The organism is Neorhizobium sp. T6_25, assembly GCF_002968555.1.
Lineage (GTDB): Bacteria > Pseudomonadota > Alphaproteobacteria > Rhizobiales > Rhizobiaceae > Neorhizobium.
The window spans coordinates 23,836-44,175 of sequence record NZ_PVBL01000012.1; the positions used below are offsets into that span (position 1 = coordinate 23,836).

The following is a 20,340-nucleotide window of genomic DNA, read 5'->3' on the forward strand; positions in this document are numbered from 1 at the left end:
GCCCTGATGTCGCTGACCGAAGATATCCGCCTGCTTTCGCAGGTTCCGCTGTTCCGGGACATGAACGACGACCAGCTGCGCCTCGTCGCCTTCGGTGCCGAGCGTCGGCAGGTGACGACCGGCCAGCAGCTGTTCCGGGAGAAATCCCCGGCGGAATCGGCCTTCATCGTCGCCAGGGGCCGTTTCGAACTGCTGATGGCGGACCGCAGCGGCGAGATGAAGGTGGAAGCGACGGTCGGCCCCGGTACTCTGCTGTCAGAGCTGGCGCTCGTGACCATGGTGGAGCGCAAGTTCACCGCAATCGCGATCGAGGATTCCGAAGCCCTGAAGATCAGCCGCTCGCTGTTCCACCGCCTGCTGGAGGAATATCCGCAGGTCGGCCGGGTAATCGAGAACCGCATCCGCGACAATATCGCCGGCCTTGCCAAGGCGGCGGCGGCAATGCAGGACCGGTTTGCCTGAGAAGCGGAAGAGCTTTGCCCTTGATCGTCCAGCCTCGTGTCTGGATCCTCGGGTCAAGCCCGAGGATGACGACCTTGATGCTCCTCAGGCGGATTTGACGGTAAGGCACATCCTTTGTTTTCGTCATCCTCGGGCTTGACCCGAGGATCCACAGGCCGGGCACGACGTCAGAACTTGAACACCGCCGTCACCGGCACATGGTCCGAAGGCTGGTTCCAGCCTCGGGCCTCCTTCAGCACGTCGATGTGATCGAGGAACGGGCCGAGGTCGGGCGAGGACCAGATATGGTCGAGCCGGCGGCCCTTGTTCGCTGCTTCCCAGTCCTTGGCGCGGTAGCTCCACCACGTGTAGATCTTCTCCGGCTCCGGCGTGTGCTGGCGCATCAGGTCGAGCCAGCCGCCCTTGGCGATGATCTCCTTCATGCCCTCGGTCTCGACAGGCGTGTGGCTGACGATCTTCAGGAGCTGCTTGTGCGACCAGACGTCGTGCTCCAGCGGCGCGATATTGAGGTCGCCGACGAGGATCGAGGAAATACCGGGCATGGCGTCGGCCTTCAGCGCCTTCATCTCCTCGATGAAATCCAGCTTGTGGCCGAATTTCGGATTGATCGTCCGATCCGGCTCGTCGCCGCCGGCGGGCACGTAGAAATTATGCAGGCGGATCCGCCGCGAGCCGCGCTCGAAGAGCGCCGAGATGTGCCGCGCATCGCCGACATTGCAGTAGTTCTGGCGATGGTCTTCGAGGAGCGGCACTTTCGAAGCGATGGCGACGCCGTGATAGCCCTTCTGGCCGTGGATGATGATGTGCTGGTAACCGAGATCCTTCAGCGGCTGCAGCGGAAACTCCGGCTCCTGGCACTTGATTTCCTGCAGGCAGAGGATGTCCGGCTTGTGACGGACGAGGAACTGCTGAACGATCGGCATGCGCAGCCGCACGGAGTTGATATTCCAGGTCGTGATCGAAAATGTCATGATATCCCTCGGGGCTCTGCCGCGAGCTTTAGGAAATTTTGTGGCCCCTGAGAAGCGAAAAGGGCCGCGCAATCAAGCGCAGCCCTTCATTGATTTCAGGTCCTGCCGCGGTCAGCCCTTGCGGACGTCCTCATAGGGAATGATGAAGACCTTATCGTCGAGTTTGACCCCGTTCTGGACGTTGTAGATCATCACCGACGTATCCTTGTTCTGGGCATCGGTGATCGTCCACTGGCGCAGATCGTAGGTCTTGGAATCGAACATCATGGTGATGGTCGAATCGCCGAACACGGTCTTGTTGCCCAGCACGATCGTGGTGAGATCGGACTCTTCCTTGACGTTGCGGACCATCTGGTTGCCGAGGTCGATGCGGCTCGCGAGCAGCAGGCTGAGCGGCGTCTTGGAGAGCGGATAGATATCCCAGGTCTTGAGCTTCATATTGCCGATGACGACGTTATTGCCGTCCGCGATGACGCGGATCGGCGACGGATCCTCGAAATTGAAGCGCAGCTTGCCGGGACGCTCGATAAAAAATTTGCCGCCGGTCTGCTCGCCGCGCGGCCCGAACTGCACGAATTCGCCCATCATGGTTTTGACCGAGGAAAAATGGTCCGCGATCTTCTGGGCTGCCGCGCTGCCGGCGCTCTGGGCGAAACCGAGGTTGGGCGCAAAGGCGGCCGCGGCCAGGCCCGCAAGCCCCAGCGAAAATTGCCGGCGGCCGAGCGCGCTGGAATTGACGTTTGAAAGGATGGTCTTTTCGTTCTTCATTCTGGTCTCCTTTCGTTACTCCTCCGCACCAAAGGCGGCGGCTTGATGGCCGGCCCGTGGCGATCACGAAAGCCTTACCGTTCGAGGATGTCGCCCTCGGTCGGCACCAGGATTTCGCGTTTGCCGGCGTGGTTGGCCGGCCCGATCAGCCCCTCCTGCTCCATCCGCTCGATGAGCGAAGCGGCACGGTTGTAGCCGATGCCGAGACGGCGCTGGACATAGGACGTGGACGCCTTGCCGTCCCGCAGCACGATCGCCACCGCCTGATCGTAAGGGTCGTCCGACTCCGCGAGGTTGGACATGCCGGCCGGGCCGGAACCGTCACCGTCCTCGTCGTCATCGGCCGTGATCGCATCGAGATATTGGGGGTGCCCTTGAGTTTTCAAGTAGGCGACGATGTCTTCGACCTCGGTATCGGAGACGAAAGGCCCGTGGACGCGCTGGATGCGGCCGCCGCCGGCCATGTAGAGCATGTCACCCATGCCGAGCAGCTGTTCGGCGCCCTGCTCGCCGAGAATGGTGCGGCTGTCGATCTTCGAGGTGACCTGGAAGGAGATGCGGGTCGGGAAATTGGCCTTGATCGTGCCGGTGATGACGTCGACGGACGGGCGCTGGGTCGCCATGATCACATGGATGCCGGCGGCACGCGCCATCTGCGCCAGGCGCTGTACGGCGCCTTCGATATCCTTGCCGGCGACCATCATCAGGTCGGCCATTTCGTCGATGATCACGACGATATAGGGGATCGGCTGGAGATCGAATTCTTCTGTCTCGTACATGGCTTCGCCCGTATGGCGGTCGAAACCGGTCTGCACGGTGCGGGTCAGCACCTCGCCCTTTTCCAGCGCCTGCTCGACGCGGCTGTTGAAGCCGTCGATATTGCGCACGCCGATCTTCGACATCTTCTTGTAGCGCTCTTCCATCTCGCGGACGGTCCACTTGAGCGCGACAACGGCCTTTTTCGGGTCGGTGACCACAGGCGACAGCAGGTGCGGGATGCCGTCATAGACGGAGAGTTCGAGCATTTTCGGGTCGATCATGATCAGGCGGCACTTCTCCGGCGTGTAACGGTAGAGAAGCGACAAGATCATGGTGTTGATGGCGACGGATTTGCCCGAACCGGTGGTGCCGGCGACGAGCAGGTGCGGCATCTTGGCGAGGTCGGCCACGACGGGCTCGCCGCCGATCGTCTTGCCGAGCGCCAGGGCGAGCTTCGCCTTGCTGCCCTCGAAATCCTTGGAGCCGATCATTTCGCGCAGATAGACCGTCTCGCGGGTGCGGTTCGGCAGCTCGATGCCGATCGCATTGCGGCCGGGGACGACGGCGACGCGGGCAGCGATCGCACTCATCGAACGGGCAATATCGTCCGCAAGGCCGATGACGCGCGACGACTTGATGCCCGGCGCGGGCTCGAGTTCGTAAAGCGTGACGACCGGGCCGGGGCGGACATGGATGATCTCGCCCTTGACCCCGAAGTCCTCAAGAACGCCTTCGAGCAACCGGGCATTCTGCTCCAGCGCATCCGCCGACAGCGAAGCGTCGCGGGCGACGGCCTTCGGTTCGTTCAGCAGATGGACGGAGGGCAACTGGAACCCGTCGGGCGCGATGAACGAGCCCTGGGCTTCGCGGGCAACGCGGGCGCTCGGCTTCGGCGGCGCGGCCGAGGGCGCGACACGCTGCTGGACGCGAACGCCGTTGACGGTCTGCGGTGCGCGGGAGGCGACGAACGGCGCGTCGTCGTCCTCGTCGTCATCGGCCAGGATGCCGGCCGGACGCGGCGGCATGTCGTCCAGGTCGAAGGGCGGATCGTAGTCGTCGTCTTCGTCATGGCGGGAAATCGGTGGAGCCGCCACCACCCGACGCGGCGAGGTAGCCCGCTCGGCGGGACCATCGAGCGAGGGCTCCATGCGACGGCCGGGGGCCACGGATGCCGCTCTCGCGCGGACCGGCTCGTTCAGCGTCCCGAATTCATCCTCGTTGAAATCGTAGGGCTGGTCGAAATCCATCCGGCTGCGCGGCTTGATGCCGGCAAGGCGTCGCAATCTGGCCTGGGCGATATACCAGTAGTGAGCGATGGCGCCGAACGCCAGGAAACCGGCAAACCGGTCCTCGTCGTCCTCTTCCTCGACCTCTTCACGCTTGGAACGGGTCTTGGCGGCCGCGACCGGCTGGTCGTCGTCCTCGGCATCCTCCTCGAAGGCTTCACCGACAAGGCCGGAGGCAAACAGCATCAGCCAGGCGCAGGGAATGATGAACAGGCAGCCGAGCACCATAGCCACGGTACCCGTCGGATAGGCGCCGACGAACAACGCCGGGAAGCGCAGGATCATGTCGCCGATGACGCCGCCGATGCCGTTCGGGATCGGCCAGGTGAGCGGTGCGGGAAAGCAGCCCAATGTTGCCGAGGCGAGTAGTGTGCCGCCGCCCCAGGCCGCAAGGCGCGCCGGAACGCGGTCGTATTTGCGCCCGGCGATCAGAGCCAGGGCGAAGGCGAGTACCGGCAGCAGGGCGACGAGACTTGCAAGCCCGAGGAACTGCATCATCAGGTCGGCGAAGGCCGCACCCGGAAAGCCGAGAATATTGGTCGGCGCGTTATCGGTCGCGTAGGAGAAGCTCGGGTCGGCGACGTTCCAGGTCGCCAATGCAGCGACCGCCAGCGCCAAAGCAAAGAATATCCCGAAACCGGCGAGCGCCAGCGCCTGGCGCCACACGAAGGCGGTGAGCACCAGGCGGGTGGACCGGTTTGCCATAGCCGCTGAACTGCTTCTGCCCATCGTGTCTGCCCGCCGTCCTTGAACGCAACTCCAGGCGCGAATCGGCAAGCTGAGAGCTGATTCACGCAATTCCAGCGGAGAATAGCGCGACGGTGGTTAATGTCCCTTTAACCACAACAGGCCGGGCGAAGGCTGAAAACATGAATAAAAAAGCCCGGGTCGAAACCCGGGCCAATGCAGCTCATGCGGAAGCTGCGGTGCAATGTGCCGCGGCGGCGGTTGCCCGCCGCCGTGAATCGTTGATCAGGAGTGATAAGCGGCTTCGCCGTGGGTCGCGAGGTCGAGACCTTCGCGTTCGGCTTCGACGGTGACGCGCAGGCCAACAATCAGATCGACGATCTTGTAGAGGATCGCGGAACCGATGCCGGACCACAGGACAGTGACGATCACGCCCTTGAACTGAGCCCAGACCTGGGTTGCCGTGCCGGCATAGCTGGCAGCGAAATCAGCCGTCGAATAGTCGACGATGCCTGCGCCACCGAGAGCCGGATTGACGAACACACCGGTGAGGATCGCACCGATGATGCCACCGACGCCGTGTACGCCGAAGACGTCAGCCGTATCGTCGTAACCGAACTTGTTCTTGACGGTCGAGACGAAGAAGTAGCAGACCGGCGAGACGATCAGACCCATGATGATAGCGCCCATCGGGCCGACGAAACCGGCAGCCGGGGTGATCACGACGAGGCCGGCAACAGCACCCGAAGCAGCACCCAGCATGGAAGCCTTGCCGCGAGCGAAGGTTTCAACGAGGGCCCAGCCAACGATAGCGGCAGCGGTCGCAACGAAGGTGTTCATCATTGCAAGGGCTGCGTAGGCATTGGCTTCGAGGTTCGAACCGGCATTGAAGCCGAACCAACCAACCCACAGAAGTGCTGCACCGACCATGGTCAGCGTCATCGAGTGCGGAGCCATCATGTCCTTGCCGAAGCCGGTGCGCTTGCCGACCATGATGGCGCCGACGAGACCTGCGATACCAGCGTTGATGTGGACGACGGTGCCGCCTGCGAAGTCGATCGCGCCGAAGCCGAAGATCAGGCCGGTCGGGCCGGAATAGGCGCTCGGGCCGCCCCAGAACCAGACCATATGGGCCATCGGGAAGTAGACGAAGGTGAGCCACAGGATGGTGAACAGGATGACTGCCGAGAACTTGATACGTTCGGCAAACGCACCGATGATCAGCGCAGGAGTGATAGCTGCGAAGGTCATCTGGAAGCAAACGAAGGCGAGTTCCGGAATGGCCGCACCCTTGGTGAAGCTTTCCGACATCGTCGTCGTATCGACGCCTGCAAGGAACATCTTGGAGAAGCCGCCGATGAAGCTGTTGATCGAGCCGCCGTCAGTGAAGGTGAGCGAATAACCGTAGGTGACCCAGACAATCATCGCCACGGCGGCGATCATCATGACCTGCATGAGAACCGAGAGCATGTTCTTGGCGCGAACGAGACCGCCGTAGAACAGTGCCAGACCAGGCACGATCATCAGAAGGACAAGGATGGAAGAAATCAGCATCCAGGTCGTATCGCCCTTGTCGACCGTCATGGCCGGAGCTGCGGCTGCAGCTTCCGCGGCCGGTGCGGCAGCCGTCTGCGCAAAAGCGACGGCGGGCGCGAGAAGCGCCGCGGCAGCGGCACTCAGACGTCCCAGAGTGGAAATCCTATTAAATTGCATAGCTAAAAAACTCCCCTGTCAAGCCGTGCTTAAAGCGCTTCTGTGTTGGTTTCGCCGGTACGGATGCGCACGGCCTGCTCGATCGAATAGACGAAGATCTTGCCATCGCCGATCTGGCCAGTCTTGGCGGCCGAAGCGATCGCATCCACGGCCTTTTCGACGAGGTCGGAGGGGACTGCGATTTCGATCTTCAGCTTTGGCAGAAAACTTACGGCATATTCGGTACCGCGGTAGATTTCGGTGTGTCCCTTTTGGCGCCCGTAACCTTTGACTTCGGTCACGGTCAGGCCCTGGATACCGACAGCCGTGAGGGCTTCGCGCACCTCATCCAGCTTGAACGGCTTGATAATGGCCATCACGATTTTCATCTGGCTTTCCCATCCTTTGTTTGTCCTCGGCCAAGGCCGACTCTCCTCATCGAGGTCAAGATAATGACAACGACTGACGAGATACATTCAAGGGGCGTGCCAGTTTCGATGACGCCTATAAGTTATTGAAATGTAAAGGTTCACATCGCAGGTCTCAAAAAACGGGCATTTGGATGGCGCAAATACGCCCAAAACTTGGGCAAAATTGAAAAATTGCACAACTATTAATCATTTGCCTTTTTCCGAATCAGTCCTTCTTGGGCGACCGAGGCGATCAGTGTGCCAGAACGGGTGTAAATGCTGCCGCGGGTCATTCCGCGGGCGCCGGAAGCGCTCGGGCTGTCCTGCGTGTAGAGGAGCCAGTCGTCGAATGTGGCGGGCCTGTGAAACCACATGGCGTGGTCGAGGCTCGCCGCCTGAAGCGTCGGATCGAAGATCGACGTGCCGTGCGGATAGAGCGACGCATCGAGCAGCGTCATGTCGGAGAGATATGCGAGCACGGCTGCCTGATAGTGGCGGTCGGACGGCACCTCGCCGACGGTCCGGACCCAGATGTCCTGTCGCGGTTCGAGCTTTTCCCTGGTCAGATAGTGCACGAGCGAGGTGGGGCGCACCTCGATCGGCCGCTCACGGCTCCAGTAGCGACGCACGTTCTCTGGCGCCTTCTTGAGGAAGAGTTCCTTGAACTCCTTCTCCCCCATCAGATCCTCCGGCTGCGTCACCGAAGGCATGTCGATCTGGTGCTCATAACCGCCCTCCTCCACCTGGAAAGATGCGGACATGGCAAAGATCGCCTTGCCGTGCTGCACCGCCACCGCCCGGCGGGTGGTGAAGCTTGACCCGTCGCGGATACGCTCCACCTGATAGAGGATCGGAACGGAAGGATCGCCGGGGCGCATGAAATAGGCATGCAGCGAATGCACGAAACGATCGGCCTCGACGGTCCGCTGGGCGGCCATCAGGGCCTGGGCGATCACCTGGCCGCCGAATACCCGCTGCCAGCCGACATCGGGACTGGTGCCGCGATAGATGTTCTCCTCGAGCTTCTCGAGGTCGAGCGTGGCGATGAGCTGTTCCATGGCGGAGGGGGATTCGGTCTGGCGCGACATTATGACGAACTCCGGCGATAGGAAGCGGCTGTCGGATGATCTATATCCACCACATGATATTCTCAAGTCTCACGGGAGTTTAGGCAAATGCTGGACATGCTGGTTGTTGGAGGCGGTTATGTGGGTCTCGCCGCCGCTGTCGCGGTCAAGCAGGCGGCGCCGCATCTGCAGGTCGAGGTGATCGAGGCGGCTCCTGCCGGCGTCTGGGAAAAGGACGAGCGGGCTTCCGCCATCATCGCCGCCGCTACCCGCATGCTCGACGTCATCGGCGTCTGGAACGAGATTGCCGTCGATGCCCAGCCGATCAACCGGATGGTCGTCACCGACAGCCGCACGTCCGATCCTGTGCGGCCGGTCTTCCTCACCTTCGACGGCGAAATCGAGGAAGGCAGGCCGTTCGCCCACATGGTGGCGAACGTCGCCATGGTGCGGGCACTGCGCGGCGCCGCCGAACGCCTCGGGATCGCCATCCGTCACGGACTTTCCGCCACCGGCTTCCAGTCCGGCAGCACCCGTTGCACCGTGTCGCTCTCCGACGGCTCGGCCGTCGAGACCCGCCTTCTGGTCGCCTGCGACGGCGTGCGCTCCAAACTGCGCGACATGGCCGGCATCAAGACCGTCACTTGGGATTACGGCCAGTCGGGCATCGTCGCGACGGTTGCCCACGAGAGGCCGCATGAAGGCGTGGCGGAAGAACATTTCCTGCCGTCCGGTCCGTTTGCCATCCTGCCGCTCACCAACAACCGGTCCTCGCTCGTCTGGACCGAGCGGACAGCGGAGGCCAACCGGCTGGTCGCCGCGGACGATCTGGTATTCGAGGAAGAACTTCAGCGCCGTTTCGGCCACAAGCTCGGCGAACTGACGGTGGTCGGCGGCAAACGTGCCTTCCCGCTCGGACTGACGCTCGCGCGCGCCTTCGTGGCCCCGCGCGTCGCCCTTGCCGGCGATGCGGCGCACGGCATCCACCCGATTTCCGGCCAGGGCCTCAATCTCGGCTTCAAGGACGTCGCGGCACTCGCCGAGACGGTGGTCGAAGCCGACCGCCTCGGCCTCGACATCGGCGCACTCAACGTGCTGGAGCGCTACCAGTCCTGGCGGCGTTTCGATACATTCCGCATGGGGGTGACCACCGACGTGCTGAACCGGCTGTTCTCCAACGACATCACCCCGATCCGCATCGCCCGCGACTTCGGCCTCGGCATCGTCGAAAAGCTCCCGAAGCTGAAGACCTTCTTCATCGACCAGGCGGCCGGAAAGAGCAGCGAAGACGGCCCGAAGCTGTTGACGGGCGAGGCGATTTAAACGCCCGTCAGCCCCTCAGTCCTCGATCTTGCGGGCTTCGGAAATCAGCATGATCGGGATACCGTCGCGGATCGGATAGGCTAGCTGCGCCTTCTGGGAGATGAGCTCGTTGGTCTCCCGGTTGAGGGACAGCCGGCTCTTGGAGAGCGGGCAGACGAGCAGGTCGAGCAGTTTCGGATCGACCTTGCTGACTTTCTCGTCCATGCGCTTGAGCCTTACTGGAGGACAGTGTCGGAATCGCCGAAATCGCGCGCCAGCAGGATTTCGGTGATGGCGATCAGCGTTTCGGCGCGTGTGCGCAGGTCCGGCGCTTCGAGGAGAGCCTGCTTCTCGGCAGGCCCGAAAGGCGACATCATCGACAGGGAGTTGACGAGCGTGCGGTTGCCGGCGCGCTCGACGCTTTCCCAATCCGCCTCAAGCTTGTTGGCGTCGAGATAGGCGCGGAAGACGCGCAGCAATTCGGCGCGGTCGACCGTACCCTCGTCGTCCTCGGTGGAGAGGTCCGTCATCATCGGTGCGATCTTGAATGTGCGGTAGGGATGACCCTGGCCCACCTCTTCGATGAGCCGGAACCGGCAGATGCCGCTGATCGAGGTGATGTACCGGCCGTCGCCGGTTTCGGCAAACGATGTGATGCGGCCGATACAGCCGACCGTCGAGAGCGGAGCACGCGGGCCTTCGACGGCCTCGCCGGATTCGAGCAGCGACGGCTGTACGATACCGATCAGCCGGTTGCCGGCAAGCGCTGCGTCGAACATGGCGAGATAACGTGGCTCGAAGATGTTGAGCGGCAACTGTCCGCCCGGCAGAAGCAATGCGCCGGTAAGAGGAAAGACAGGTACCGTCTCCGGCAGATCCTCACGCTTCAGATATCTCGCATTTCCCACATGCATGGGTCCGACACCTCCCAGACGACCACTGGCTCAGACCAAAGATTCGCTGCTCGGAATAATGTGGGGCACCTACCGGAGAACGCAAGGCCAATCCTTGAGGATTGGCCTTGGCTGCGAACACAGGCCCGTGTGTAGGAAAACCGGCCCGGTCTACGAAAACAGGATGGAGGACAGGCGGCGGCGGGCGGCGATCGTCGCCGGATCCTTCGGTCCCCAGACATCAAAGAATGCCAGGAGCTGACGGCGGGCACCGTCGTCGTCGAACGTGCGATCCTTGCGCATGATCGTCAGCAGGTGCTCCGCAGCCTTGTCGCGTTCGCCCTGGACATTGAGGATCTTGGCGAGCTTCAGGCGGGCGTCGTGGTCGTCCGGGTTGGCATCGAGCTGGTGCTCGAGAGCCACGGGATCGCCAAGCTTGCGGGCTTCGTCGATCTGCTCGAGCTTCTTGGCAACCGCCTGGATCGCCGGTTCCTTGGCAAGCTCTTCCGGCAGGGAGGCGAGCATCTGGCTGGCACGCGCCGTCTCGCCCATGGCGATCAGGCACTGCATCATTCCGGCGGCGGCCTTGGCATTTTCCGGGTCGGCCTGCAGGACGGCCCCGTAAAGCTGGGCGGCTTCCTGGATTTCGCCGCCGGCAAGCAGGGTCTCTGCCTCGGCGAGAGCCGCTTCGATCTCGGCAGCCTGGTCGGCGCCCGGAGGTCCTGCGAGCTTGTCGATGAACTGGCGAACCTGGCTTTCCGGCACCGCGCCCATGAAACCGTCGACCGGACGGCCGTCGACGAAGGCGATGACGGCCGGGATCGACTGGATGCCGAGCTGGCCCGGGATCGACGGGTGATCGTCGATATTCATCTTGACGAGCTTGACCCGGCCCTGGCCTTCGTTGACGACCTTTTCGAGCACCGGCGTCAGCTGCTTGCAGGGGCCGCACCAGGGCGCCCAGAAATCGACGAGAACCGGCTGGCGGCGCGATTCTTCCAGCACGTCCTTGGTGAAGCCGGCGGTGCTGGTGTCGGATACGTAGACCCCGGCAGGACCAGATGCGGCCGGCGTCGCGCCAAAGCTTGCCGAAGCAGTCATCTGCCCGCCGTAGGAACCGCCATAGGGGTTATTGCTGCCGCTCATGAATGTTCTCCCGGGAACGCTTTCGCATCTTTGCCATATAGGCTGCAAAGATCGTATGTCAGTCTGTCACTTTCAAGACAAGCGGCGCGTGGCCGGTCGCCTCCAGAAAGCGGATGAGATCGCTGCTGGCAATGGAGGTCGTGGCATCGTTCGACAGCGGATGGCCATTGATGATGTCGTGCTTCAGCAGGTCTTCGTCGAGCACGAAGGTAACATTTCGGCCCGTATCGTTGAACGCGCCGAATACCGTCACCGAACCGGGAACCACGCCGAGATATTCCAGAAGCATTTCGGGCCGGCCGAACGAGACGCGGCTCGACGCTCCGATCACCTTGTGCACGGTCTTCAGGTCGACCGTCGCGCGCTCCTCGACCGTCAGGACGAAATACTGGTCCTTCTTGTCCTTCACGAACAGGTTCTTGGTATGGCCTCCGGGGATCTCGTCACGCAGGCTTTCGGATTCAGCCACGGTGAAAACCGGCGGGTGCGTCTTGGTCGAATGGGGAATATTCAGGCTGTCGAGGAAACGGAAAAGATCCTCGGCGGTTTTCGGCTTTGTCTCTGTCATGCTGATGGAATTGGCTCTGTTGGCGGGCGGGCGGACTATAACCGGAATGGTTGGGCCGGCCAAGGCAGGTGCACACGATCTCGTGAGGCGCTTGACCTGGTCTGACGGCCGACCATCTAATCACACGTGGAGAACCGGTCTGCGGCATTCGATCGGCGGCCGGTAGCCAATTGATAAATAATAACTACTCCAGTTCACTCAGGTTTTTTCGCGCAGTGTTTCGCGCCCCTCGATACCGGCCCCCGCCGATATTCGCCGCTCAATCTCCAAGGCCGGCGCAGCGCCCGGCTTCTTAACTGAAAGGTCTGCCTCATGGTCACCTTCACGCTCAACGGACAGGAAAGAACGTTCGACGGCGACCCCGACACCCCACTTCTCTGGGTCATCCGCGATTTCGAAAAACTCACTGGCACCAAATACGGCTGCGGCGTCGCCCAGTGCGGCGCTTGTACAGTGCATCTTGACGGCATGCCGCGCCGCTCCTGCGTGACCCCGATCGCGACGATCGAAGGTTCGGACGTGGTCACCATCGAAGGTGTTTCCGGCAAGGAAGCCGATGCGGTGAAGACGGCCTGGGCGGGCCTCGATGTGCCCCAATGCGGTTACTGCCAGTCCGGACAGGTCATGTCGGCAGTCGCCCTGCTGCAGATGGTGCCGAAGCCGACGGATGCCGATATCGACGGCGCGATGACCGGCAATATCTGTCGATGCGCCACCTACCATCGCATCCGCGCGGCAATCCACAACGCCGCCAATTCGATGGAGGGCTGAGCAATGACCATCCAGGACATCAACACCACCCGCCGCGCCTTCCTCGCCGGCTCCGGCCTCGTCATCGGCGTCGCGATCGCGCCGAAAATGCTCTCCGCTGCCCAAACCGGCGTGCACGCCGGCGGCGATCCGGCGCTTGCGCCGATGAACGCCTTCGTCAAGATCGGCACCGACGACACCGTGACCGTGCTTTCCAAGCACATCGAATTCGGCCAGGGTCCGTTCACCGGTCTTGCCACGCTGGTGGCGGAAGAACTCGATGCCGACTGGAGCCAGATGCGCGCCGTCCACTCGCCGACCGACAACAAGGTCTATGCCAACCTGAGTTTCGGCCTGCAGGGAACCGGCGGTTCGAGCGCGATTGCCAATTCCTACGAGCAGATGCGCAAGGCAGGCGCCACCGCGCGGGCGATGCTGGTCGCGGCCGCCGCCGAAGACTGGAAGGTGCCGGCCTCCGAGATCACGGTCCAGAAAGGCCGCATCAGGCACGCCGCCTCCAGCAAGGAGAGCGGTTTCGGCGCATTTGCCGAAAAGGCGACCCGCCAGACGCCGCCCGCCGAGCCGAAACTCAAAGACCCCAAGGATTTCGTGCTGATCGGCACCGACCTGCCGAAGCTCGACACCCACGGCAAGACCAACGGCACGGCGATCTTTACGCTCGACATCACGCCGGACAACCTGCTGATCGCCGTCGTCGCCCATCCGGAGCATTTCGGCGCGACGGTGAAGAGCTTCGACGATGCCGAAGCCCGCAAGGTGCAGGGCGTGGTTGACGTGAAGCAGGTGCCGTCGGGCATTGCCGTTTATGCGGACAACACGTTCGCGGCGCTCAAGGGCCGCGATGCGCTGAGCATCGAATGGGATCTCTCCAAGGCCGAGACCCGCTCCTCGGAGGAACTTTCCGCCGATTACCGGAAGCTCTTCGGCGAGAAAGGGCTGGAAGCGACCAACAACGGCAATGTCGACGACGCCTTCAAGGGCCCCGGCCTGCAGACGGTGGAAGCCGAGATCGTCTTCCCCTTCCTGGCGCACGCGCCGATGGAGCCGCTCGACGCAGTCTTCATCAAGGCGCAGGACGGATCGATCGATATCTATAACGGCGCCCAGTTCCCGGGCATGGACCAGGAGGTCGCCGCCAAGGTCCTCGGTCTCGACGAGGCGAAGGTCAGGGTGAACACCCAGCTCGCCGGCGGCAGCTTCGGCCGCAAGGCGCAATTCGGCTCGCCCTACATACAGGAAGCGGCAGCCGTCTATGCGGCAACCGATCGCAGCCGCCCCCTGAAGCACATGTGGACCCGCGAGGACGACATTCGCGGCGGCTTCTATCGCCCGATGTATGCCCACCGGATGCGTGGCGCCATCAATGCGCAGGGCCAGATCACCGCCTGGGAACAGGTGATCGTCGGCCAGTCGATCATGGGCAAGGCGGATCTCGACGAGACCTCCGTCGAAGGCGCTTCGAACCTGCCCTACACGATCCCGAACCTGAAGGTCAGCGCCCACAACGTCCTGCTCTCTATCCCGCCGCTCTGGTGGCGATCGGTCGGCCACACCCATACCGGCTTTGCAGTGGAAACCTTCGTCGACGAACTGTTCCAGAAGATCGGCAAGGATCCGGTCGAGGGACGGCTTGCGCTGCTTGGCGAAAAGCCGCGTCATGCAGGCGTGCTGAGGAAGGCTGCTGAAATGGCGAACTGGGGCTCGCCGGCTCCGGAAGGCCGCGCCCGCGGCGTTGCGGTGGTCGAGAGCTTCGGCAGCTTCGTCGGCCAGATCGTCGAAGTCTCAATCGGGCCGGAGGGCGCGCCGCGTGTCCACAAGGTCTGGTGTGCGGTCGATTGCGGCGTCGCCGTCAATCCGAACGTCATCAAGGCGCAGATGGAAGGCGGCATCGGCTACGGCCTCGGCGCGGTTCTCTTCGACGCGGTGACGTTGGCCAAGGGCGGCAAGATCGTGCAGTCGAACTTCCACGACTATCGCTCCATCCGCATCAACGAGATGCCGGACGTGGCGGTGGAGATCATCAAGTCGAGCGAAAAGCCGAGTGGCGTCGGCGAACCTGGCGTGCCGCCTGTCGGTCCGGCGGTTGCCAATGCCTGGCGTCGCCTGACGGGAGCGCCGGTCCGGCAGCTGCCTATCGTCAACATCGTTTCGTCCTGAGGATCAAACCCCGATGAATTGGAAACTCGCTATCACCGGCGTCGCTACCCTCTGTCTTTTCGTGGGTGCCGGCACGCTGCTGTCGCCCACCTCGGTCGCCCGGGATGCCAAGACAGACGCCAAGACGCTGAAGCCCGCCGCCTCCTTCCAGTCGATCGCCAACCAGCGTGAACGCTCCGTGGCGCTCTTCCAGGAGGCAGGCAAGGTCATTCAGCACCCGCGCTGCGTCAACTGTCACCCGGCGACCGACCGGCCGCTGCAGGGCATCAACATGCACCCGCACCAGCCGCCGGTCGTCCGCGGCGACGGCGGCATGGGCCTGCCCGGCATGCAGTGCACCACCTGCCACAGCGCGGAAAACACGCCCGTTGTCGGCCAGGCCGACACGATCAAGAGCATTCCGGGCAATCCCGCCTGGCATCTCGCGCCGATCGAAATGGCCTGGGTCGGCAAATCGCTCGGCCAGATCTGCCAGCAGATCAAGGACCCGGCCCGCAACGGCGGCAAGACCATGGATCAGATCGTCGAGCACATGGCGCATGACGAACTGGTCGGCTGGGGCTGGAACCCGGGTGCCGGACGCGAACCGGTGCCGGGCACGCAGGCCGAATTCGGCGAGCTGATCAGCGCGTGGGTGAAATCCGGAGCGGCCTGTCCGGCCTCCTGAGAATGAAGCAACCGCCGGTTCCAGCCGGAACCGGCGGTTTGTAGGGGCTTTGGCGGGATCGCGATTTTTCTTGGCGCCAATCGTCATTTCCCTGTTGCATTTGAAAAAGGACTGGGCCATATAGCGCCCGTCGCCGGCAACGAGCCACGACGCCACGGTCAAGCTTCACTACCACGGACCGGTGGATTGATGAGCGGGTGTAGCTCAGTGGTAGAGCACAACCTTGCCAAGGTTGGGGTCGAGGGTTCGAATCCCTTCGCCCGCTCCAAATCTCCTCTTCAAGATCTTACGAAGCCGACCTGGCTCACGACGAGCCTGAGAGACAGCTTCGCCCTCTGCGCCCATGCAAAGCGGCTTCCATTCCGCCACCTCTCCCCATGAATTTGACAACTTCCGCATATTCACCAAATGCGGGAGATGCCATACTGGTTGCAACCACCCGCGCAATTCGCACCGGTGATTCGGGGGTTGAACTGGAGATGTGCCGTCATGGAATCTCGCCCGCACCACCAAAAGCTGAGTCAGAAAACCGCCGTTGAGACCATGCAACGGCTCGAGGGCATCGTCGCCTCCGCAATGGACGGGATCATCACCATTGATGACGAGCAACGGGTGATCCTATTCAACCCGGCGGCAGAGCGCATGTTCGGCCTGCCGGCCAACGAGGCGCTTGGCCAGCACATCTCCCGTTTCATGCCGGAACGCCATCGCCCGACCCACGCGGCGCACATTCATCGTTTCACCGAAACCGGCGTGACCACCCGCCAGATGGGATCGCTGGGTGCCATCAGCGGCTTGCGCGCCGACGGCCAGGAATTTCCGATCGAGGCGTCGATTTCGCAGGTGGAGATCGGCGGCGAACGGCTGGCCACCGTCATCCTGCGCGACATCACCGAGCGAAAGGCCGCCGAGGATGCTCTGCTGGAAAGCCGGCGACGCATGGAAGGGATTGTGGAATCGGCGATGGACGCGCTGATTACCGTCGATGAAGGCCAGCGAATCGTGCTGTTCAACCCGGCCGCCGAGCGCATGTTCGGCATCGCGGGTGAGGATGCGATCGGCTCGCCGATCGAACGCTTCATCCCCGAGCGGTTTCGGCATGGGCATGCCGCACATATCCGCCTCTTCAAGGAGACCGGCGTTACAAACCGCCGGATGGGTGCATTGGGGGCGATCAGCGGCCTGCGCGCCAATGGCGAGGAATTCCCTGTCGAGGCATCGATCTCGCAGGTACAGATCGGCGACGGAAAGCTGGCAACGGTCATCTTGCGCGACATCACCGAACGCAAGGCCAACGAGGATTCCCGCCAGTTGCTGGCCCGCGAGGTCGATCACCGGGCCAAGAACGCCCTGGCGGTGGTGCAGGCCCTGGTCTCCCTCACCCGTGCCGAAACCAAAGAGGCTTTCATCGTTGCAGTTCGGGGCCGAGTTTCCGCGCTGAGCCGCGCCCATTCGCTGCTCGCTCAGAACCGGTGGGAGGGCGGAGATTTCGCAGCCGTCCTCACCGAGGAAACCCGGGCCTACCAGAGCGTCAACCAGCTGATGATTGGCGGGCCTTCAGTCACTCTCACCCCCAATGCCGTGCAGCCGGTCAGCCTCCTCATCCACGAGCTTGCTACCAACGCCGTCAAATACGGGGCATTGTCGGTCACGGAAGGGCGCGTCGATGTCTCCTGGCGCATCCTGCCCTCCCTGGAACTGGAGCTCCGCTGGGCCGAGACCGGCGGGCCGGCGGTGCAGAAGCCGGAATCCAGGGGTTTCGGCTCCACCTTGGTGAGGGAAGTCGCCACCCGTCAATTGGCGGGCGAACTCGATATAAGTTGGCCCGCAACCGGCATGCGCCTGATCGCGACGCTGCCCCGATCTGTCTATCGGCCCGACATTTCAGCCGGCGTGGTCCCCGGCGATGAGGTCGCGCCGAGGTCATCGGAACCCGGCTCGGCGGGCAGGATACTTGTCGTCGAGGACGAGACCCTTATCGCCATGGAGCTCTGCAGCGAACTTGAGTCGCGCGGCTGGGAAGTCGTCGGACCGGCGGCAACTGCCGATGAAGCCATGCGCCTGGTCGACGGCGCGCAACTTCCCGACATCGCCGTCCTCGATGTCAATCTCGGGGGAAAACCCGTCTACCCATTTGCGGAATGGCTGCAGACCCATGGCGTGCCCTTCCTGTTCTGCACCGGATATGAGCAGCTCGACGATCACCACAGTTTCAGAAACCGGACGACCATCCGGAAACCGGTGAACATGGCGCTGCTGGAAGGCGAACTGCGCCGCATGATCCAGCCGATATAACTGGAAAACGGCAAACGCCGCCGGCTTTCGGGCCGACGGCGTCGTCAATTCGGAAAAGCCCGATCAGGCTGCGCGCGAGCGATAACCGCCGGAAGCATAGCTTTGGGAGGGCGTCCCCGCCGTCGTCTTGAAGCGGGCCATCATGTCGGCGAGGCTGTCGGTTTCCTGCGTCAGGCTCTGGGCGGCAGCGGTAGTTTCTTCCACCATCGCGGCGTTCTGCTGGGTCACCTTGTCCATCTGGTCGGCGGAAGCCGCCACTTCGCGCAGGCTCATCGCCTGTTCGCTGGTGCTCGAGGTGATCGTGTTGACGAACGTGCTCATCTGCGCGACTTCGCCGACGATGTCGTCGAGCGATTTTCCGGAAGCGGTGACGAGCTCGACGCCCTGCTTGACCTGGGCGGACGAGGTGGAGATCAAGGCCTTGATTTCCTTGGCGGCATCGGCCGAGCGCTGGGCGAGCCCACGGACTTCCTGGGCGACGACCGCGAACCCGCGGCCGGCTTCGCCAGCACGGGCGGCTTCGACGCCTGCATTGAGCGCCAGAAGGTTGGTCTGGAAGGCGATGTCGTCGATCACGCCGATAATGCGGTTGATCTGCTCGGCGGAGCCTTCGATCGCCGCCATGGCAGCGACCGCACTGGCGACGATCTCGCCGCCGCGCTGGGCCTTCTGCTGGGCAAGCGATGCGACGCCCTGGGCGCGGCTTGCGCCGCTGGCGCTGTCGTTGACAGCCGACGTCACCTGGCCGAGAGCGGCGACGGTCTCTTCGAGGCTGGCGGCCTGTTGTTCGGTACGCTTGGCAAGGTCGTTGGAGGCAATCGAGATTTCCTGCAGGCCGGCGCGGATCGTGCCGACGGCTCCGACGACCGAGCCGATCGCCTCTTCGAGATTGCCGACCGAACTGTTGAACTTGGCGCGGATCGGCTCGAACTCCGCCGCGACGGCACGGTCCATACGGACTGTCAGATCGCCGCCGGCAAGCCGGTTGAAGCCTTCCTCGATCGCATGCACGAAGGCGCGCAGGTCCTCGCCCTTGGCATTGTCGATCGCCGACTGGCGCTGACGCTGGTGTTCCTGCGCCTCGCGGGCCTCCGATGCCTGCTGTTCGAGCCGGATATTCTCTTCGGCTGACGCCTTGAAGACCTGGACGGCCCTTGCCATCGCACCGAGTTCGTCCTGGCGTTCCTGGCCGCTCACACCGGCGCTGAGATCGCCGGCGGCAAGTTTCGTCATCGTCACGGTCAGGCGCCGGACGGTGCCGCCGAGCGACCGGGCAAACACGAGGAATCCGATCAGCGACAGGATCGAAACGACGACGGTGCCGAGCGCGGTCATCCACAATGCGGTTTCGCTGGCAGCGACCAGCGGCGTGATATCCGATGCGATTTCGAGAACGCCGACCTTGGTTCCCGAGAAGTCGAGGAGCGGCACCGCCTCGACGGCATAATGCTTGTCGCCGATGTCCACGTAGCGTCGCACGGCGCCCTTGTCATAGGCCTCCTGCAGCTCCGGCGCCGTCAGGATCGGATTGCCGCCATGGGTGGAGGCTTGTTTGTCGAACTTGTCGGCACCCTTGGTATAGAGGGTGACATGGGCGTTCACTTCTTTGGTCAGCCGGGAGAAATAGGCATCGACGAGCTTCAGCCCGACGTCCACGACACCGATGACCTTGCCGTCCGTGACGACCGGCGCGGTTGCGAACAGGCTGACCGCAGTGCGGCCGGTCTCGATGCCGACAACCAGTTTCTTGTCGCCGAGAGAGGTTGCGACCATCTTGCGGCGCGCCTTAACGTTGTCGCCAAAGACATCCGGATCGTGAACGCGGGCAACGACATCGGCCGCCGCCGTGACGAAGGTGATCATTTCAAGGCCGCTCGCCTCCTTCACGGTCTTCATGTTGGAGTAGCGCGAGAGCAGGCCCTGCCGATCGTTGGCAAGGATGAGCGGGGAGGTTTCCGGCAGGGACGCGATCGTCAGCGCCAGCGCGGATGCGGCACGCCCCTGGGCCGCCATGTCGTCCTGGATGACCGCGAGATCGCTGTCGAGCTCCGTCTGCAGCGCCTGCTCGGTCATGCTCGACTGCCGTTCCCAGGCAAGCCCGCCGATCACCACGCTCGCGAAAAGCACGGCTGCAAAACCGAAGAAGGTAAGCCTTCTCGACAGTGGCTTCCTGATGCTGATCTCGTTCATATGTCCCTCGAATGTGCTCCGCGGAGGCGGAGGGCAGCCGCCCGGCGGGCGGCCATGCCAATCCTGAAGAAAACTATGCCGAAATCAGTTGAAATTTAGCTAATATCAAAATCCAACTGCGTTCCACAATGTAAAACGGGCAGCGGTAACTTGGCTTCGGGAACCTTGCGCAACGATAGAATTGCAAATGGAATCCGCAGCTTACCAATTTTACATGAACACCGAAGCAAGCCGGGCCTGTATGATCAG

Annotated in this window: 16 protein-coding genes, 1 tRNA gene and 1 pseudogene; 7 read left to right on the top strand and 11 right to left on the bottom strand. The window is 62.9% G+C overall.

Features of this window, described 5'->3' with window-relative positions; translation table 11 throughout:
• The first annotated feature begins 6 nt into the window (after positions 1-6).
• On the top strand, positions 7-462 hold the full coding sequence (locus C5L10_RS17315) for a cyclic nucleotide-binding domain-containing protein (protein ID WP_105430689.1): 456 nt from the start codon (positions 7-9) through the stop codon (positions 460-462).
• A gap of 167 nt (positions 463-629) precedes the next feature.
• Here C5L10_RS17315 and C5L10_RS17320 read toward each other — a convergent pair whose 3' ends face one another.
• The 6 genes from C5L10_RS17320 to tesB form a co-directional block, all read right to left on the bottom strand.
• A complete protein-coding gene (locus C5L10_RS17320; protein WP_105430690.1) occupies positions 630-1,433 on the bottom strand; it encodes an exodeoxyribonuclease III in 804 nt (267 codons plus the stop codon).
• A gap of 111 nt (positions 1,434-1,544) precedes the next feature.
• Positions 1,545-2,201 (bottom strand): outer membrane lipoprotein carrier protein LolA, encoded by a 657-nt coding sequence (locus C5L10_RS17325; RefSeq protein ID WP_105425805.1) that lies wholly within the window; start codon positions 2,199-2,201, stop codon positions 1,545-1,547.
• A gap of 74 nt (positions 2,202-2,275) precedes the next feature.
• Positions 2,276-4,975, bottom strand: coding sequence for a DNA translocase FtsK (locus C5L10_RS17330; RefSeq protein WP_105430691.1), 2,700 nt, complete (start codon positions 4,973-4,975; stop codon positions 2,276-2,278).
• A gap of 243 nt (positions 4,976-5,218) precedes the next feature.
• Positions 5,219-6,646, bottom strand: coding sequence for an ammonium transporter (locus tag C5L10_RS17335; protein ID WP_046665152.1), 1,428 nt, complete (start codon positions 6,644-6,646; stop codon positions 5,219-5,221).
• Between the two features lie 29 nt (positions 6,647-6,675).
• Positions 6,676-7,014 (bottom strand): P-II family nitrogen regulator, encoded by a 339-nt coding sequence (locus C5L10_RS17340; protein WP_007773854.1) that lies wholly within the window; start codon positions 7,012-7,014, stop codon positions 6,676-6,678.
• Between the two features lie 224 nt (positions 7,015-7,238).
• Positions 7,239-8,123: an acyl-CoA thioesterase II gene (gene tesB / locus C5L10_RS17345; RefSeq protein ID WP_105430692.1), complete on the bottom strand. Its 885-nt coding sequence runs from the start codon at positions 8,121-8,123 to the stop codon at positions 7,239-7,241.
• A gap of 84 nt (positions 8,124-8,207) precedes the next feature.
• Between tesB and C5L10_RS17350 the strand changes: the two are divergent.
• Positions 8,208-9,425 (top strand): annotated as a pseudogene (locus C5L10_RS17350) (ubiquinone biosynthesis hydroxylase); the annotation flags it as partial.
• A 15-nt stretch (positions 9,426-9,440) separates the two neighbouring features.
• Here C5L10_RS17350 and C5L10_RS17355 read toward each other — a convergent pair.
• From C5L10_RS17355 to C5L10_RS17370, 4 genes are all read right to left on the bottom strand, one after another.
• A complete protein-coding gene (locus C5L10_RS17355; protein WP_046637372.1) occupies positions 9,441-9,629 on the bottom strand; it encodes a Trm112 family protein in 189 nt (62 codons plus the stop codon).
• Between the two features lie 11 nt (positions 9,630-9,640).
• Positions 9,641-10,318, bottom strand: a complete 678-nt coding sequence (locus C5L10_RS17360) for an LON peptidase substrate-binding domain-containing protein (RefSeq protein WP_046665156.1) — start codon at positions 10,316-10,318, stop codon at positions 9,641-9,643.
• 150 nt (positions 10,319-10,468) lie between these two features.
• Complete coding sequence (gene trxA, locus C5L10_RS17365; protein ID WP_105430694.1) at positions 10,469-11,443, bottom strand: thioredoxin; 975 nt, start codon at positions 11,441-11,443, stop codon at positions 10,469-10,471.
• Positions 11,444-11,501: 58 nt separating this feature from the next.
• Positions 11,502-12,011: a prolyl-tRNA synthetase associated domain-containing protein gene (locus C5L10_RS17370; protein WP_105430695.1), complete on the bottom strand. Its 510-nt coding sequence runs from the start codon at positions 12,009-12,011 to the stop codon at positions 11,502-11,504.
• A gap of 312 nt (positions 12,012-12,323) precedes the next feature.
• Between C5L10_RS17370 and C5L10_RS17375 the strand changes: the two genes are divergently transcribed.
• From C5L10_RS17375 to C5L10_RS17395, 5 genes are all read left to right on the top strand, one after another.
• Positions 12,324-12,782 (top strand): (2Fe-2S)-binding protein, encoded by a 459-nt coding sequence (locus C5L10_RS17375; protein ID WP_037081390.1) that lies wholly within the window; start codon positions 12,324-12,326, stop codon positions 12,780-12,782.
• 3 nt (positions 12,783-12,785) lie between these two features.
• Positions 12,786-14,939, top strand: coding sequence for a xanthine dehydrogenase family protein molybdopterin-binding subunit (locus tag C5L10_RS17380; RefSeq protein ID WP_105430696.1), 2,154 nt, complete (start codon positions 12,786-12,788; stop codon positions 14,937-14,939).
• A gap of 13 nt (positions 14,940-14,952) precedes the next feature.
• The gene (locus C5L10_RS17385) at positions 14,953-15,606 is read left to right on the top strand and encodes an Isoquinoline 1-oxidoreductase subunit (RefSeq protein WP_105430697.1); all 654 of its coding nucleotides are present in this window, start codon (positions 14,953-14,955) and stop codon (positions 15,604-15,606) included.
• 193 nt (positions 15,607-15,799) lie between these two features.
• Positions 15,800-15,874, top strand: a tRNA-Gly gene (locus C5L10_RS17390).
• A 221-nt stretch (positions 15,875-16,095) separates the two neighbouring features.
• Entirely contained in the window at positions 16,096-17,901 is a 1,806-nt protein-coding gene (locus tag C5L10_RS17395) for a PAS domain S-box protein (RefSeq protein ID WP_105430698.1), read from the top strand.
• A 63-nt stretch (positions 17,902-17,964) separates the two neighbouring features.
• On the opposite strand, the gene C5L10_RS17400 is transcribed toward C5L10_RS17395, so the two are convergent.
• Positions 17,965-20,091 (bottom strand): methyl-accepting chemotaxis protein, encoded by a 2,127-nt coding sequence (locus tag C5L10_RS17400; protein ID WP_105430699.1) that lies wholly within the window; start codon positions 20,089-20,091, stop codon positions 17,965-17,967.
• Positions 20,092-20,340 lie beyond the last annotated feature (249 nt).

Coding starts and splice junctions, on each gene's coding strand:
- C5L10_RS17315 (WP_105430689.1), top strand. CDS start 7: ATGTCGCTGACCGAAGATATCCGCCTGCTTTCGCAGGTTCCGCTGTTC.
- C5L10_RS17320 (WP_105430690.1), bottom strand. CDS start 1,433: ATGACATTTTCGATCACGACCTGGAATATCAACTCCGTGCGGCTGCGC.
- C5L10_RS17325 (WP_105425805.1), bottom strand. CDS start 2,201: ATGAAGAACGAAAAGACCATCCTTTCAAACGTCAATTCCAGCGCGCTC.
- C5L10_RS17330 (WP_105430691.1), bottom strand. CDS start 4,975: ATGGGCAGAAGCAGTTCAGCGGCTATGGCAAACCGGTCCACCCGCCTG.
- C5L10_RS17335 (WP_046665152.1), bottom strand. CDS start 6,646: ATGCAATTTAATAGGATTTCCACTCTGGGACGTCTGAGTGCCGCTGCC.
- C5L10_RS17340 (WP_007773854.1), bottom strand. CDS start 7,014: ATGAAAATCGTGATGGCCATTATCAAGCCGTTCAAGCTGGATGAGGTG.
- tesB (WP_105430692.1), bottom strand. CDS start 8,123: ATGTCGCGCCAGACCGAATCCCCCTCCGCCATGGAACAGCTCATCGCC.
- C5L10_RS17355 (WP_046637372.1), bottom strand. CDS start 9,629: ATGGACGAGAAAGTCAGCAAGGTCGATCCGAAACTGCTCGACCTGCTC.
- C5L10_RS17360 (WP_046665156.1), bottom strand. CDS start 10,318: ATGCATGTGGGAAATGCGAGATATCTGAAGCGTGAGGATCTGCCGGAG.
- trxA (WP_105430694.1), bottom strand. CDS start 11,443: ATGAGCGGCAGCAATAACCCCTATGGCGGTTCCTACGGCGGGCAGATG.
- C5L10_RS17370 (WP_105430695.1), bottom strand. CDS start 12,011: ATGACAGAGACAAAGCCGAAAACCGCCGAGGATCTTTTCCGTTTCCTC.
- C5L10_RS17375 (WP_037081390.1), top strand. CDS start 12,324: ATGGTCACCTTCACGCTCAACGGACAGGAAAGAACGTTCGACGGCGAC.
- C5L10_RS17380 (WP_105430696.1), top strand. CDS start 12,786: ATGACCATCCAGGACATCAACACCACCCGCCGCGCCTTCCTCGCCGGC.
- C5L10_RS17385 (WP_105430697.1), top strand. CDS start 14,953: ATGAATTGGAAACTCGCTATCACCGGCGTCGCTACCCTCTGTCTTTTC.
- C5L10_RS17395 (WP_105430698.1), top strand. CDS start 16,096: ATGGAATCTCGCCCGCACCACCAAAAGCTGAGTCAGAAAACCGCCGTT.
- C5L10_RS17400 (WP_105430699.1), bottom strand. CDS start 20,091: ATGAACGAGATCAGCATCAGGAAGCCACTGTCGAGAAGGCTTACCTTC.